Origin of the sequence: Streptomyces sp. NRRL B-24085 (assembly GCF_001282115.1) — a bacterium.
Classification (GTDB): Bacteria; Actinomycetota; Actinomycetes; order Streptomycetales; family Streptomycetaceae; genus Streptomyces.
The window spans coordinates 40,262-54,052 of record NZ_LJBR01000083.1; the positions used below are offsets into that span (position 1 = coordinate 40,262).

Annotated in this window: 14 protein-coding genes; 7 read left to right on the top strand and 7 right to left on the bottom strand. The window is 73.8% G+C overall.

Features of this window, described 5'->3' with window-relative positions; genetic code table 11:
* Window positions 1–7: 7 nt before the first annotated feature.
* A complete protein-coding gene (locus AOJ26_RS12320; RefSeq protein ID WP_053848307.1) occupies window positions 8–1,285 on the bottom strand; it encodes an FUSC family protein in 1,278 nt (425 codons plus the stop codon).
* A gap of 225 nt (window positions 1,286–1,510) precedes the next feature.
* Here AOJ26_RS12320 and AOJ26_RS12325 point away from each other — a divergent pair, with 225 nt between their 5' ends.
* Window positions 1,511–2,821 carry an erythromycin esterase family protein gene (locus AOJ26_RS12325; RefSeq protein WP_053848294.1) on the top strand — a complete coding sequence of 437 codons (1,311 nt, stop codon included), beginning with the start codon at window positions 1,511–1,513 and terminating at the stop codon, window positions 2,819–2,821.
* Here the strand turns inward: AOJ26_RS12325 and AOJ26_RS12330 are convergent.
* Window positions 2,785–3,372, bottom strand: coding sequence for a CGNR zinc finger domain-containing protein (locus AOJ26_RS12330; RefSeq protein ID WP_053848295.1), 588 nt, complete (start codon window positions 3,370–3,372; stop codon window positions 2,785–2,787). The two genes, AOJ26_RS12325 and AOJ26_RS12330, sit on opposite strands and share 37 nt — an antisense overlap.
* Before the next feature lie 139 nt (window positions 3,373–3,511).
* Here AOJ26_RS12330 and AOJ26_RS12335 point away from each other — a divergent pair, with 139 nt between their 5' ends.
* The 4 genes from AOJ26_RS12335 to AOJ26_RS12350 all read left to right on the top strand — a co-directional run bounded on the left by AOJ26_RS12335 (window position 3,512) and on the right by AOJ26_RS12350 (window position 7,373).
* Window positions 3,512–4,513: a quinone oxidoreductase family protein gene (locus AOJ26_RS12335; RefSeq protein WP_053848296.1), complete on the top strand. Its 1,002-nt coding sequence runs from the start codon at window positions 3,512–3,514 to the stop codon at window positions 4,511–4,513.
* Window positions 4,514–4,789: 276 nt separating this feature from the next.
* Entirely contained in the window at window positions 4,790–5,782 is a 993-nt protein-coding gene (locus tag AOJ26_RS12340) for a phosphotransferase family protein (protein ID WP_053848297.1), read from the top strand.
* A 6-nt stretch (window positions 5,783–5,788) separates the two neighbouring features.
* A complete protein-coding gene (locus AOJ26_RS12345; RefSeq protein ID WP_053848298.1) occupies window positions 5,789–7,069 on the top strand; it encodes an ROK family protein in 1,281 nt (426 codons plus the stop codon).
* Between the two features lie 61 nt (window positions 7,070–7,130).
* On the top strand, window positions 7,131–7,373 hold the full coding sequence (locus AOJ26_RS12350) for a hypothetical protein (protein ID WP_053848299.1): 243 nt from the start codon (window positions 7,131–7,133) through the stop codon (window positions 7,371–7,373).
* 18 nt (window positions 7,374–7,391) lie between these two features.
* Here the strand turns inward: AOJ26_RS12350 and AOJ26_RS12355 are convergent, their stop codons facing one another.
* Entirely contained in the window at window positions 7,392–8,420 is a 1,029-nt protein-coding gene (locus AOJ26_RS12355; protein WP_053848300.1) for an SDR family oxidoreductase, read from the bottom strand.
* Between the two features lie 105 nt (window positions 8,421–8,525).
* Between AOJ26_RS12355 and AOJ26_RS12360 the strand changes: the two genes are divergently transcribed.
* Window positions 8,526–9,182 carry a M15 family metallopeptidase gene (locus tag AOJ26_RS12360; RefSeq protein WP_053848301.1) on the top strand — a complete coding sequence of 219 codons (657 nt, stop codon included), beginning with the start codon at window positions 8,526–8,528 and terminating at the stop codon, window positions 9,180–9,182.
* Window positions 9,183–9,248: 66 nt separating this feature from the next.
* Here the strand turns inward: AOJ26_RS12360 and AOJ26_RS12365 are convergent, their stop codons facing one another.
* The 4 genes from AOJ26_RS12365 to AOJ26_RS12380 form a co-directional block, all read right to left on the bottom strand.
* Window positions 9,249–10,208, bottom strand: coding sequence for an SDR family NAD(P)-dependent oxidoreductase (locus AOJ26_RS12365; RefSeq protein ID WP_053848302.1), 960 nt, complete (start codon window positions 10,206–10,208; stop codon window positions 9,249–9,251).
* A 297-nt stretch (window positions 10,209–10,505) separates the two neighbouring features.
* Window positions 10,506–11,675 carry an FUSC family protein gene (locus AOJ26_RS12370; protein ID WP_053848303.1) on the bottom strand — a complete coding sequence of 390 codons (1,170 nt, stop codon included), beginning with the start codon at window positions 11,673–11,675 and terminating at the stop codon, window positions 10,506–10,508.
* 29 nt (window positions 11,676–11,704) lie between these two features.
* Window positions 11,705–12,361: an HAD family hydrolase gene (locus AOJ26_RS12375; protein WP_053848304.1), complete on the bottom strand. Its 657-nt coding sequence runs from the start codon at window positions 12,359–12,361 to the stop codon at window positions 11,705–11,707.
* A gap of 39 nt (window positions 12,362–12,400) precedes the next feature.
* Window positions 12,401–13,438: a PHP domain-containing protein gene (locus tag AOJ26_RS12380; RefSeq protein ID WP_053848308.1), complete on the bottom strand. Its 1,038-nt coding sequence runs from the start codon at window positions 13,436–13,438 to the stop codon at window positions 12,401–12,403.
* Between the two features lie 196 nt (window positions 13,439–13,634).
* Between AOJ26_RS12380 and AOJ26_RS42795 the strand changes: the two genes are divergently transcribed.
* The coding region (locus AOJ26_RS42795; RefSeq protein ID WP_159044270.1) for an SDR family NAD(P)-dependent oxidoreductase at window positions 13,635–13,791 on the top strand (157 nt) is incomplete at its 3' end.

The following is a 13,791-nucleotide window of genomic DNA, read 5'->3' on the forward strand; positions in this document are numbered from 1 at the left end:
GCCTGTGTCACCTGGAACGACGGGAGAGTGCCGCGCGGTTCCGGCGCCAGCGTTCCTGCATGCGGGTCAGGTGCGGCATCCGCTCGCGCTGATCACGGGACGCGCGGTCCAGTTCCTCCAGCAGGCGGCGGGAGCGGTGCTCGGTGTCCAGTTCGTCGAGGATGCGGTTGACCTCGGTGAGCACCGCCCCGTGCAGCTGCCACTGGCGGGCGTCCCGCTGGATCTCCTCCAGCAGCAGCTGGGCCAGCTTGTCGCGGGTGGCCGAGGCCTGCCGCAGCTCGGCGGTGAGCCGGGCCTCCGCGGACTCGGCGCTCACACTGACGTGGGTGGTGACCAGCACCGCGAAGCTGACCACGGCGTCACCGATCTCGGACAGCAACTGCTCCACGGTCCGCCCGGTCTCCGGACCGAACAGCGGGTCGGGCACCGGCTCCTCGTCGCTCGGGTACGGCTCGTCGGCGAAGGGGTCGCGTTCCTTGGCGAGGTCGGTGAGGGTGCGCGCGAGGACCCGCAGCACGACCGTGCAGATCTCCAGGGTGTCCAGGCCGGTGCGCAGCACCACCCGGTGCAGCAGGCCTTCCTTCACCCTGGGGTTCAGCTTCAGGCTGTCCTCGGCCTGCCTGAGGGCCGCGTCCACCTCCACGATGTCGTGGTCGAGCTCGCGGGCCTCGTACAGCCGGGCCGTCGCCACGTCCACGGGCGTTCGGCCGGCGGCCTCCTCGCCCATCCGCAGCATCAGCCTGCGCAGCCTGCGGGCCAGTCCTTCGATCGACTCGCCCGCCTCGTCCACCCACACCGGGGGAGCGAGCAGCAGATTGCAGGCGAGACCGACGACCGCGCCGATCAGCGTCTCCAGCACGCGTGCCCAGGCGGTGTCCCCGACCGTCGTCACCCCGAGCACCAGCATCGCGCTGATCGCCACCTCGGGCACGAACTCCTCGACCCGCACCAGCCGTCCGACCACCAGCGAGGCCACGATCAGCAGGCCGAGGCTCCACCAGGTCAGACCCACCAGCAGACTGAAGGCGATGGCGACGAGGACACCGGTCACCACCGAGTTCACCCGGCGGACGCCGGTGGTGAGCGTGGAGTAGAGGGTCACCTGGACGACGAGCAGGGCGGTCAGGGGAGCGGTGAGCGGGGCCGCCTCGGGGCTGAGCCGCAGCGCGATGACGTACGCGATCGTCGCCGCGGCCGCCGACCGCAGCGTCTGCACGACCACGGGGTCCCGGCGCCGTTTCAGAAACCGCACCGGCGACGCCGTCCACTCACGTACATCTCGCATCCTCAGTGTGTTCCCCTTCCACATAAGCGACCGGTGCACTCCTGGCGGAATGTGAAGATCCGCCGACGTGTCCCCATTCTGGGACGCGGCATCCCCAGGGCAAGGACCCGGGGCAGTGACGGCGGACACCCCGCGCCACCTCGGACGATCCCTGGGGAGAACCCCCGCCGCCGACGGTGGCCCGCCGGATGGCCCGCGGCCGGTCCGAAGCGACAGCGTGGAGCGATGAACCGGACCCGGATCCCGACCATCCTGACTCTGCTCATCACTCTCGGCACGGCGGTGCCGGCCACGGGCGCGGCCCGGGCGCAGGCCCCCACCGTCGTCGATGCCCTCGACCGGACCGCCCACCCGCTGCGTACCGTCGAACCCGGCGGCCGCACCCGGGATCTGCGCCCCTTCGGCCGGATGGTCGGCGGCGCCGGTGTCGTCGGCGTCGGCGAGGCCACGCACGGCTCCCACGACTTCTTCGCCCTCAAGGACCGCCTCTTCCGGTACCTGGTCGAGGAGAAGGGATTCCGCACCTTCGCCCTGGAAGCCCCCTGGAGCACCGGGCTGCGGCTCGACGACTACGTGGTGCACGGCACGGGCGACCCGCGGCGCATCATGCGCGAGGAGTTCCAGCGGGACTACCTGTGGTGGAACAACACCGACTACCTGCGGCTGGTCGAGTGGATGCGGGCCTACAACGTCCGCAACCCGGGCGACCCCGTCCGCTTCGTCGGCGACGACACCGCGTGGACCGGCCCCGAGACGTACGACGCGGTCGTGGCCCGGGTGACCGCCCTCGACCCCACCGCGGGCGAGCGCCTGGCCGGGCTGTACCGCGGGCTGCGGCCCACCGAGCAGGCCGGGGCCTACATCGAGCGCCACCTCGCCATGCCGTACGCCGAACGCAGGGAGCTGGCCGAGCGCAGCGGCGAGGCGCTGGAGCTGGTGAGGCGGGCCGGAGCCGATGCCCGGACCGTCCAGGACGCGACGGCGGTCGACCGGACCGCCCGCCAGTACGCCTTCGACTTCGAGGACCCCGCGCAGGTCGCCGCCGCCATGCGCTACCGCGACGAGGCGATGGCCGCCAACGTGGTCTGGTGGCAGCGGCACACCGGCACCAAGGTCCTGCTGTCCGCGCACGACGCCCATGTCGGCTACGAGAGCTACGACCCCGCCTCTCCGAAGCCGCAGGGTGCGTTCCTGCGGGACAGCCTCGGTTCGGCGTACGTGAACGTCGGCCTGACCTTCGACCGGGGCTCGTTCCACGCCACCGGCCGGGACGGCGGCGCGGTACGCCGCTGGACCGTGGGCCCGGCCGCCGCGGGCAGCAACGAGCGGACCCTGGACCGGGTCCGGTACCGCGACTACGCGCTCGACCTGCGGACGGTCGCCTCACCGGCCCGTGCCTGGCTGCACGGGGCCCGCCCGACCTACCGCATCGGCACCGCCTACCCCGACGGCCCGCACGAGGTCGCCCTGGCCCGCACCCACGACGTCCTGATCCACCTTCACCGGGTGACGGCGGCCCGGCTGCGGGACCGGTAACCGGCGATCTTCGCGAGGTTGCCGCAGCGGTCCATCGAGCACCAACGGCGGCGGCGGGCCTGCGAGTCGTCCAGGAACAGCAGCGAACAGCCCGGGTTCTCGCACTCCTTGACGCGCTCCAGGAGCGGCCCGCGCACCAGCAGTACGGCGTCCCGCGCCACCGTCGCCAGGGCCGCGCGGGCCGGACTGCGGGCCGTCCAGCGGGCCGGGCCGAGCTGGGGGGCGAGGTCCGGCTGGGCGGCGGCCGCGTTGACCCGCTCCACGTCGGAGGGGTCCGGTTCCCGCCCGGCCATCGCCGCGCGGACCAGGGCGTACACGGACTCGCGCAGAAGACGGGCCTGCGCCAGATCCCTCGTGGTGACCCGCACCGGATCCTCACCGGTGGCCAGCTCGGCCTCCGTGAACCAGCGTGCGAGCGCGTCCGTGTCGGGGAGCCGCTCCAGCGGTGTGGCGTGCCGTTTGCCGAGGGTGGCTGCGAAGTCCAGACAGGGGCGACCCCCGACGAACGGGAACGCGAGGGCCGGGTCGACGGGGGCGGGGCTGCCGGTCATGCCGTCGAGAGTACACCGGTTCAAGTGGTGTCGGTCGGTGTCGCACGACCACTTGACACCGGTTGAGGGGGTGTCGGAAGGTGACACCACTTCAACCGGTGTCAGTTGCTCGGGTGACCGGGCAGGGAGCAGGTGCGGTATGCGTGCGGTGCGGATCGACAGCTTCGGCGGACCTGAGGTACTGGTGCCGGTCGACGTCCCCGAGCCGGTGCCGGGGCCCGGGGAGGTGCTGGTGCGGATCGGCGCGGCCGGGGTGAACCGGGCCGACGCCCTGCTCCGCGCGGGCCGCTACCACCGCGCCGGGCGCCCGCCGCTGATCCCGGGCGCCGAGGCGGCCGGGGTCGTCGTCGAGGTGGGGGAGGGGGTGACCGGCGTCGCGCCGGGGCAGCGGGTCATGGCGCTGGACGGCGGCAAGTCGTCCGGCTTCTACGCGGAGTCGGCCACGGTGCCCGCCGCCAACGTGGTCGCGCTCCCCGACGGTGTCGGCCTCACCCAGGCCGCCGCCCTGCCGATCGCCTGGCTCAGCGCCTGGTACTGCCTGCGCCACCTCGCCCGCGTCACCAAGGACGACACCGTCGTGGTGAAGGCCGCGGCGAGCGGGGTGGGCACGGCGGCCGTGCAGATCGCCGCCGAGGCGGGGGCGACGATCATCGCCCTGGCCGGTTCGGCCGAGAAGGCCGCCTGGGCGGGGGAGTTCGGCGCCGACGTCACCCTCGACACCTCCGCCCACCCCGACGAGGCCGAGGTCGAGGAGGTGCTGCGGCTGACCGACGGACGGGGCGCCGACGTCGTCCTGGACACGGTCGGAGGGGCGGCCTTCGGGCGCAGCCTGCGCGAGGTGGGGTACGGCGGCCGCGTCGTCGCCCTCGCCAACGTGGCCCTGGAGCCGAGCACCGTCGACACCCGCGACTTCTATCCCAAGAACGCCTCGATCCTCGGCTTCCAGCTCACCAACCTCCAGATCCACGGCTACGATCCGCGTCCCGACCTGCGGGAACTGGCCGAGCGGGTCGCCGCCGGCGTGTACCGCGTGCCGATCGAGACCGTCGTACCCCTGGAGGAGGCGCGGGCCGCCCACGAGCGGCTGGAACGGCGTGACAACCGCGGCAAGATCGTGCTGTCGGTGGGCTCCGGCACATGAGATGCGGGCGTCCTCCTGCCGGGGCACCGCCCGCCAGCGCCGCCTTCTGGCGCGCGGGACGAGGTCCGGGAACTTCTGCGGGCTGTTGCCCGTGTGTACGTGTGGACGGGTACGGATCACGACGGCTCCCGGCGCGGGACGCGTTCCGTACCCTGTTGCGGGAACACCCGCCCGACGCCGACGAGACGGCCGCCGAGCGGTGGCTCCACGGGCTGGGGCGGGACGGGCGCCACGTCGAGGACGTGTACGCCGCGGGGTGACAGAAGGGGCGGGGCGTTGGTGGACTCCTGGGAGTGGGCTCGGCAGGTGCTGGAGGACGCGGGCCTCGACCCCGGCCGGCTCGCCCGCGTCCGCCCCCTGAAGGGCGGCACGTACAACACCGTCGAGGAGCTCCTCCTCACCGACGGCACCCGGTACGTCCTCAAGGTCCCGCCCGCGTCCACCGTCCCCGGCCTGCGCCACGAGCGTGAACTCCTCGTCTCCGAGGCGGAGTTCTACCGCGCGGCCGCCACCGTCGAGGTCGCGGCGCCGCACGTGGTGGCCGTCGGCGCCCGCACCGGCGTACCGCACTTGCTGATGACCGCCTGTCCCGGAGAACCCTGGGACAGCTCGGTCACCGAGGCCGAACGGGCCCCGCTGCGCAGGGAGTTGGGCCGGCAGGTGGCCCGGCTGCACACGGTGACCGGGCCGGGCTTCGGCTACCCCTCCCGCGCACTCGGTCCCCTCGCCCCCGACTGGCGGACCGCGTTCACCACCATGATCGAGGCCGTCCTGGCCGACGCCCGGGACTACGGGGCACGGCTGCCCCGCTCCGTCGAACAGGCGGAGAGCACGCTGCGGGCCGGGTTTCCCGCGCTCGACGAGGTCACGGTCCCCGCGCTGGTCCACTTCGACCTGTGGGACGGGAACATCCTGGTCGACCGCCCGGCCGGCGGGGAGCCGCGCATCGGCGGGCTCATCGACGGGGAGCGGATGTTCTGGGGCGACCCCCTCGCCGACTTCGTGTCCCTGGCGCTCCTCGGGGACATCAAGACGGACGAGCCGTTCCTCGCGGGCTACCGGGAGGCGGGCGGCCGGGCCGGGTTCGACGTCCCGGCCCGGGTGCGCCTGGCCCTCTACCGCGCCTACCTCTACCTGATCATGCTGACGGAGACCGTCCCCCGGGCGGTCGACGACGAGAAGGAACGCTGGGTCCAGTCGGCGGTCGCCCCGGAACTCGTCGCCGCACTGGACGAGATCGAGGCCCTCGCCAGGGTCACGGGAGCCTGAACAGCCTTGAACAAACGCACCGTACGCGACCTCAGACGCGCCAACCGCACAGCCGTACTGCAACGCCTCTACTTCGACGGACCCCTCAGCCGCTTCGAGCTCGGCCCCGTCACCGGCCTCAGCTCCGGCTCGGTCAGCAACGTCGTCTCCGACCTCGTGGCCGACGGCCTGCTGGAAGAGGCCGGGAGCGTCGACTCCGACGGCGGACGTCCCCGCACCCTGCTGCGGGTGGCGCCCGACAGCGGCCACATGATCGGCGTCGACGTCGGCGAGACCCGGGTGCGCGTCGAGCTGTTCGACCTCACCCTGACCGAACTCGTCCGCGCCGAACGGCCGTTGACCCAGCCGGGCTACGACGTGGAGGCCATCGTCGGGCACATCCGCGACGGCATCACCGAGGTGCTCTCCGCCGCCGCGATCGAGCCCGAGGCGCTGCTCGGCGTCGGCATCGGCGTGCCGGGCATCGTCGCGCACACCCCCGAGAGGGGGGCCGTCGTGCACGGGCAGACCATCGGCTGGGACGCCGTCCCGCTGGAGGCCCTGCTGCGCACCGGCTCCCCGCTCCCCGCAGGCGTCCGGTACTTCATCGACAACGGCGCCAAGACCCTCGGCCAGGCCGAGATGTGGTTCGGCGGCGGACGCGGTGCCCGCAGCGCCGTCGTCGTCCTCTTCGGCTCCGGCGTCGGCGCCTGTCTGGTGACACCCGAGGTGGAGCACGGCCGGGCGGTCGAATGGGGACACCTCACCGTACGGGTCAGGGGGCGCCGCTGCCGCTGCGGTGCCCTCGGCTGCCTGGAGGCGTACGCGGGCGCCGAGTCGCTGCTGGAGCGCTGGCGGGAGGCGGGCGGCCGGCCCTCCGAGGGCGCCGACGAGGAGAGCGCGCTGACCGAGATGCTCGCCGCCGCCCACCCGGCCGAGGGCACCCCGGGCGATCCCGTGGCGCTGGCCGTCCTGGAGGAGACCGCCGAGTACCTGGGCGCCGGGCTGTCCGACCTGATCAACCTCTTCCAGCCCGAGCGGATCATCGTCGGCGGCTGGGCCGGGCTCCAGCTCGGCGAGCGGTTCCTGCCGGCCGTACGGCGCCATGCGACGGCGTACGCGCTGCGGTACCCGGCCGAGAAGGTCACCGTCGACCTGGGCCGCCTCGGGCCCGACGCGGTCACCGTCGGCGCGGCCATCCTCCCGCTCGCCGACTTCTTCGCCCGCGGCGGCCGGCGCCCGGAGCCCGCACCCGAGGGACCGGCACCGGCCTGGCGGACCGCCCTGGAGGAGCGCGCCCCGCACTGACGTTTCGCCGACCTGCGCGGAGGTACTCGCGCTCCCGCCGTGCATACGAAGGGAGAACACCGTGGACCACCGCAACGAAGGCCCGGGCGAGAACGGCGACCCCATCCCGCGGGATCTGCCGGACCAGCAGGCGGGCGAGGGCGAGGACCCGTGGGAGGTCGCCGGCGTCCCGGACGGGGAGCCGGGCGCCGACGAGTCGCAGGACGTGCCCGACACCGACGAGGCGGGGACCGGACGGCAGGGGGCGGCGCGGTCGGACACCGTGCACCCCGAGCACCCGGGCGCCCAGGAGTCCCCCGGCTGACCCGGGCGGCCCGCCGGGTCAGCCCACCTTGCGGCCCTTCATCGGCTCCGTCCGCGCTCCCGCGCCCTGCTGCATCCCGTGCAGGAACTCCTCCAGGACCTCGGTCGCGGTGTGTTCCGGGTACCAGCCCAGTTCCGTACGCGCACGCGTGCAGTCCATCAGGGGCAGCCGCAGCACCGCGTCGAACAGATGCGGGGACGCGGGCAGCAGATGCAGGCCCCACGCGGCCGCGATCGCCGAGCGGGCCGCGCTGCGCGGCAGCCGCACGCGTCGGGTGCCGAGCATCTCGCCCAGCAGCTCGGCGTCGACCGGCGGCTCGCCGGCCAGGTTGAAGGCGCCCCGCACGTCCGAGTGCACCGCCAGCGCGTACGCCTTGGCGGCGTCGTCGGTGTGCAGTGCCTGCACCCGCAGGCCGGGGATGTCGGGCAGGAAGGGCAGCAGGTCGGGCCGGGCGAGCTGGCCCGGCAGGAACCGGCCGCCGAAGATGCGGCGCTGCTCGCTCGCCGACTCCCGCTTGAAGAGGAACGCCGGGCGCATCCGGACGACCCGGACGGCGGGGTGGTCGCGCTCGAAGGTGTCCAGGGCGCGCTCCAGATACGCCTTCTCCCGGCAATACGCGGCGTCCGGCCAGCCGTGCGTCGGCCACGACTCGTCCACCGCGTGCTCCTTGGGCCCCGGGGAGTAGGCGCCCACGGACGAGGCGTGCACCAGCGCCGGCACCTTCGCCGCCGCCACTGCCTCGAACACCCGGATCGAGCCGAGGACGTTGGTGCGCCAGGTCACCGCCGGGTCGTGCGTCGGCTGGAATGCCCACGCGAGGTGGATCACCGCGTCGGCGCCCGCGAACTCCTCGACCAGATCCGTCCGTTGCGAGGACAGGTCGACCGCGGACCACTCCGTCCTCGCGGGCGACCAGTCCGGGATGCGCCGGGCCAGGCCCCGTACGGAGCCGACCTCCGGATCCTCCGAGAGAAGGCGCACCACACTGGTTCCCACGTTGCCGGTGGCGCCCGTGACCACGATCCTGCTGCCGGTTGAAGTGCTCACCTTCAGGCTCCTTCGGGCCGCTGGGGCGGGGAACCGCCCGAGTACCCGGCCTCCGGCGATACACGCGACGCACGCGGCGGTCCACGGCCGCGGGATGATCACCCCATGAGCGAGATCATCCTGATGTCCGACGCCCGAGTCGCCGCCGTCCCCGTCGAGGAGAACGGCGAGCCCCTCGTGGACGTCCGCGGCCGTCTCCTCGTCGACGACCGCAAGCAGGAGGACTCCCTGGGCGCCGAGGTCTTCCTGCGCCAGGGTGTCCTCGACCGGTTGCTGCGGGCGCAGGCCCTGCTGCCCGAGGGACTGCGCCTGCTCTTCGTGGAGGGATACCGGCCGCCCGCCCTCCAGCGCCGCTACTTCGAGGAGTACGCCGAGGAACTGCGCGTCGCCCACCCCGACTGGGACGCCGACCGGATCCGCACCGCTGCCAGCCGCTACGTCTCCCCGCCCGACATAGCCCCGCACAGCGCCGGCGCCGCCGTCGACCTCACCCTCGCCGACGCCGACGGCCGTGAACGGGACCTGGGCACGGCGATGAACGCCAACCCCGAGGAGAGCGACGGCGCCTGCTACACCGGCGCCGGGAACATCACCGAGGAGGCGAAGGCCAACCGGGCCGTGCTGGGCCAGGCGCTCAGCGCGGCGGGCCTGGTCAACTACCCGACCGAGTGGTGGCACTGGTCCTACGGCGACCGCTACTGGGCGCTGCGGACGGGGGCGCCCGCCGCGCTGTACGGGCCGAAGGAGACGGCGGGTCTCTGAGGAACCCGTACGGGCCGAAGGAGGCGGCAGGCCGCCGAGTCACCCCCGGCCGTCGCGGACCCCGGCTCAGGCGAACGCGTCCACGCCCGTGAGCTCCGCCGACAGGGTCCACAGCCGGGCCGCCTGCTCCGGGTCGGTCGCCCACGCCCGCACGCCGCTGCTCTGGTCGCCCTCGACGGCGGGCTCGGCGATGTCGCAGTCCTCCAGGTAGACGCCGCCCATCCCTGCGAGCTGGGGTGAGGTCGCCGCCCACACCTGCGTGGCCGCGCCCTGCTCGGGGCTCTTGAAGCCCGAGGGGTTGAGCACGTTGCCCTGCTCGTCGATCCAGCCGCGCTCCACCATCTCCGCCTTGGGGAGGTGGCGCTGCAACGGGGTGAGGATGCCGCCCGGGTGGAGCGCGAAGGCCCGCACCCCGCGGTCGGCGCCGAGCTTGTCGAGATGGACGGCGAACAGGACGTTCGCCGTCTTGGCCTGGCCGTACGCCTGCCACTTGTCGTAGCCCGTCCGCCAGTGGACGTCGTCCCAGCGCATGCCGGAGAAGTGGTGGGCGCGCGAGGACACCGACACCACCCGGGCACCGCCCGGCTCGATGGCCGGCCACAGCCGGTTGACCAGGGCGAAGTGCCCGAGGTGGTTGGTGGCGAACTGCGCCTCCCAGCCCGGCCCGACCCGGGTCTCCGGGCAGGCCATGATCCCGGCGCTGTCGATGACGAAGTCGACCGTGCGGCCCGAGTCGAGGAACCGCTCGGCGAAGGCGCGGACGCTGTCCAGGTCCCCGAGGTCGAGCTCGTCCAGTTCGACACCGCCGAGGCCGGCGAGGGCCTTCCAGGCGGTGTCGGGACGCCGGGCCGGGACGACGACCCGGGCACCGGCCCTGGTGAGCGCCCGGGTGGTCTCCAGACCGAGCCCCGAGTAGCCGCCCGTGACGATCGCGAGCTTGCCGGACAGGTCGACGCCCGCGAGGACGTCGTCGGCCGTGCTGTGGGCGCCGAACCCCGAACCGATCTTGTGCTGTGCAGTGCTCATGCCCGGAACGCTACGAATTGGAGTGCTCTCGAAGTCAAGCAGGGCGCGCCCGGCGCGCCGGGCTCGGACATGAGGAAGCCCCGACCGGACGGGGGAATCACGGTCGGGGCGGTCAGGTGGTGGGCACGGATGGCGGTCGCCTCTCGGCGAAAGGCTCCACAGGGCTTCAGCCGAACGATCGTCCCTGTGGGCAAAAGGTGAGGCCCGGGGACACTGTCCCATCCGTACCCACGGTCTGTTCAACGGGCAACGACCCTTCGGTGTTCCGCCGTACGGCGTCCTTCCGGGTGAGCTGCGTCACCCGTGCCGACCGGTCGGCACGGTCTCGCTCCACAGGTTCTCGGCCTGGAGCAGCAGGGTCCCCAGCACGGTCGTGCCCTCGGCCCCCTGCCCGGCGTGCTCCCGCAGCCCCTCCTGGAGCTGGCCCCGCAGTTCCCGCATCGCCGCCTCGGCGTGCTCGTCCGGCCGTGCCTCGCCGTCGGTCGCCAGCAGCCGGTCGCCCTCCGCGCGGCACGCGTCGCCGATGAGCTGGAGCAGATCGGCGTAGGCATCCAGGGCCGGCCCGGCGGGCGGGACGGGAGTGCGGTCCTCGTCGGCGGCCACGGCAAGCGTCCGGGTGAGTGCGCGGATGTGCCCGGTGACCCGGCTCCAGCGTTCGTCCTCCTGCTCCGACGGCAGCGGCGCGGGAGGCCGCCGTACGGCACGCAGCGGGGTGGCGGTCAGCCGCAGGCTCTCCCGGCTCCAGGCACGCGCGGACCGCAGCGCCTGCAACCGGCGCTCCAGCCGGGACGAGGCGTGCGACCAGCCCTGGGTGTCCCATGCACCCTCCCGCAGGTCACCGGCCACGGTGTGCAGGGTGTCGCCCGCCTCCCGGGCCAGCGCCGCGAGGTTCTCCCGGACGTCCCGCAGATGGATCGGCGGGAACACGAACGCGTTCACGGCGAGACCGATGACCGCCCCGAGCGCGGCCTGTCCCACCCGGTGCCCGACGGCGGACGCCCCGGCGGCGCTGGTGGAGAGGGTGAACAGCGCGGTGGTGGCGCCGTAGATCCCCTGGTCGCCGAAGCGCGGCCAGTTCGCGAGGAGCACCAGCAGCGGCACGGACAGGGCCACCGCGCCCAGCGTGCTCCCGGTGACCGCCAGGGCCACCGACGCCAGCACGGTCCCGCAGCAGATCGCCGCGAGCTGCCGCACGGCCTGCATCAGCGAGCTGTACACCGTGGCCTGCACCAGCACCACCGCCACCCACGGCGCCATCAGGGCCATCGGGTCGCCCATCCACACACCCGCCACCAGCCAGGCGAGGATCGCGGCGGCCGACGCCTTGAGCGACTGCACGAGCAGGTCGCGCTCCCGCCCCGGCCCACGGCAGGCGGCACGGGCGGCCCGGCCCACGGCACCGGCCTCCTGCCGCAGGGCGTGCGTCGGACGGGGCTGTCGGCGGAGGGCTTCTGTCACACCAGTCATGTGCTGTGGGTTCCGTGCCGTCGGGCACGTCATGCCAGCGGACTGTCCGCCAGGGACGCCAGGAGGTGGGCCGGGTCGTCGTAGATCGCCTGCGCGCCCGCCTCCTCCAGGTCGGCGCGGGGGATGCCGCCGCACAGGACGCCGACGCAGCGCACCCCCGCCCGGGTGCCGGCCTGCATGTCCCAGACGGTGTCGCCGACGAAGACCGCGCGCTCGGCGGGCACCCCGGCCAGCTCCAGGGCGTGCTCGACGGGCTCGGGGGCGGGCTTGCCCTCCTCGACGTCGTCGGCGCTGGCGGTGGCCATGATGGCGTCGTCGGCGGCGATCGCCCGGCGCAGCGCGGACAGTTCCGCCCCGCCCGCCGAGGTGGCGAGGACGACCCGCCAGCCGTCGTGGTCCAGGCGCCGCAGCAGCCGGCCCGCGTCCCGGAGGGCGGGCAGCCGGTCGAAGTACTGCCCGTACAGGGCCTTGTGGGCGGCGCTGAGCTCGTCGTCCCGGTCCTCGTCGCGGTCCTCGCCGAGGAGGTGGGCGACGAGGTCGTCGGAGCCGAGCCCGATGGCCCGGTGGACGGCGTGCATCGGCACCTGGTGACCTGCCTGCCGCAGCGCCTCCCACCAGGTCGTCACGTGCAGGTGGTTGGTGTCGACCAGGGTGCCGTCGACGTCGAACACTGCCGCCCGTTCCATGAACCGCTCCTTTTCTGTGGGGGGCGCACGGGTACCACGTCAGGCGCCCGCCACTCGGGCCGGCATCCGGCCCTCCCGGGACCAGGCCAGCAGGTCGTCGAGGCTCCAGGTGGTCACGATCCGCTCGGCGGGCACCCCGCACTCCTCCGCCCGCTCGCAGCCGAGGATCTGCCAGTCGAGCTGGCCGGGCGCGTGTGCGTCGGTGTCGACCGAGAACAGCACACCCGCCCCGACCGCCCTGCGCAGCAGCCGGCGCGGCGGGTCGAGGCGCTCCGGGCGGCTGTTGATCTCCACCGCGGTGCCCGACTCGGCGCAGGCGGCGAACACCTCGTCCGCGTCGAACTCCGACTCGGGCCGCCCCCGCCCGGTCACCAGCCGTCCCGTGCAGTGCCCGAGGACGTTCGCGTGCGGATTGCGTACGGCGGCCACCATGCGCCGGGTCATCGAGCGGGCGTCCATGCGCAGCTTGGAGTGCACGGACACGACCACGACGTCCAGGCGGTCCAGGAGTCCGGGCTCCTGGTCCAGCGAGCCGTCGTCGAGGATGTCGCACTCGATACCGGTGAGCAGCCTGAACGGCGCCCAGGTCTCGTTCAGGGCGGCCACCACGTCCAACTGTTCCCGCAGCCGCTCCGGGGACAGCCCGCGGGCCACGGTCAGCCGCGGCGAGTGGTCGGTCAGCACCGCCCACTCGTGGCCCAGCTCCGCGGCGGTGCGGCCCATCTCCTCGATCGGGCTGCCGCCGTCCGACCAGTCGGAGTGCAGATGGCAGTCGCCGCGCAGCAGCGCCCGCAGCTTCTCGCCGCCCCGCGCCCGGGGCGCGGTGGACTCCGCCTCCAGTTTCTCCAGGTAGCCGGGCACGCCTCCGGCCAGCACCTCGCGCACCACCTGGGCCGTCTTCGGGCCGACGCCCTTGAGCGACTCCAGCGAACCGGCCTGCGCGCGCTCGCGCACCTCGTCCGCGGACAGGTCGTCCAGCACCCGGGCCGCCGTACGGAAGGCACGGACGCGGTACGTCGGCGCCAGGGACCGCTCCAGCAGGAAGGCGATCCGTTCCAGGGCCTCGACGGGTTCCATGGCCACCTCCACCTCCAGAGTTCCCCAGGGGCCCGGGGGCCGCACGACGGGCGAGCGGTTTGTGCGGTACGGCGCCGGGTACTGCGATGCCTCACCGGATCACCTCCGGGTGTCCGGCAGTTGCCTCGTCGTCCCCCGACGACACCCCGCCCCACGAGGAGGCCGACATGTCCGCCCCACCGCACCGCCCAGCAAGGTGGCCGTGATCACCGGCGCCGACTCCGGCATCGGCCGGGCCACCGCCGTCCGCCTGGCCCGGGCGGGGATGGACATCGGCATCACCTGGCACAGCGACCTCGAGGGCGCGGAGGAGACCGCCGAGGAGGTCCGCGCCCTGGGACGGCGCGCGGCCG

Excerpts from the sequence above, each read along its gene's own strand:
- AOJ26_RS12380 (WP_053848308.1), bottom strand. The coding sequence starts at position 13,438 with ATGGAACCCGTCGAGGCCCTGGAACGGATCGCCTTCCTGCTGGAGCGG.
- AOJ26_RS12365 (WP_053848302.1), bottom strand. The coding sequence starts at position 10,208 with ATGAGCACTGCACAGCACAAGATCGGTTCGGGGTTCGGCGCCCACAGC.
- AOJ26_RS12370 (WP_053848303.1), bottom strand. The coding sequence starts at position 11,675 with ATGACTGGTGTGACAGAAGCCCTCCGCCGACAGCCCCGTCCGACGCAC.
- AOJ26_RS12330 (WP_053848295.1), bottom strand. The coding sequence starts at position 3,372 with ATGACCGGCAGCCCCGCCCCCGTCGACCCGGCCCTCGCGTTCCCGTTC.
- AOJ26_RS12335 (WP_053848296.1), top strand. The coding sequence starts at position 3,512 with ATGCGTGCGGTGCGGATCGACAGCTTCGGCGGACCTGAGGTACTGGTG.
- AOJ26_RS12320 (WP_053848307.1), bottom strand. The coding sequence starts at position 1,285 with ATGCGAGATGTACGTGAGTGGACGGCGTCGCCGGTGCGGTTTCTGAAA.
- AOJ26_RS12325 (WP_053848294.1), top strand. The coding sequence starts at position 1,511 with ATGAACCGGACCCGGATCCCGACCATCCTGACTCTGCTCATCACTCTC.
- AOJ26_RS12360 (WP_053848301.1), top strand. The coding sequence starts at position 8,526 with ATGAGCGAGATCATCCTGATGTCCGACGCCCGAGTCGCCGCCGTCCCC.
- AOJ26_RS12375 (WP_053848304.1), bottom strand. The coding sequence starts at position 12,361 with ATGGAACGGGCGGCAGTGTTCGACGTCGACGGCACCCTGGTCGACACC.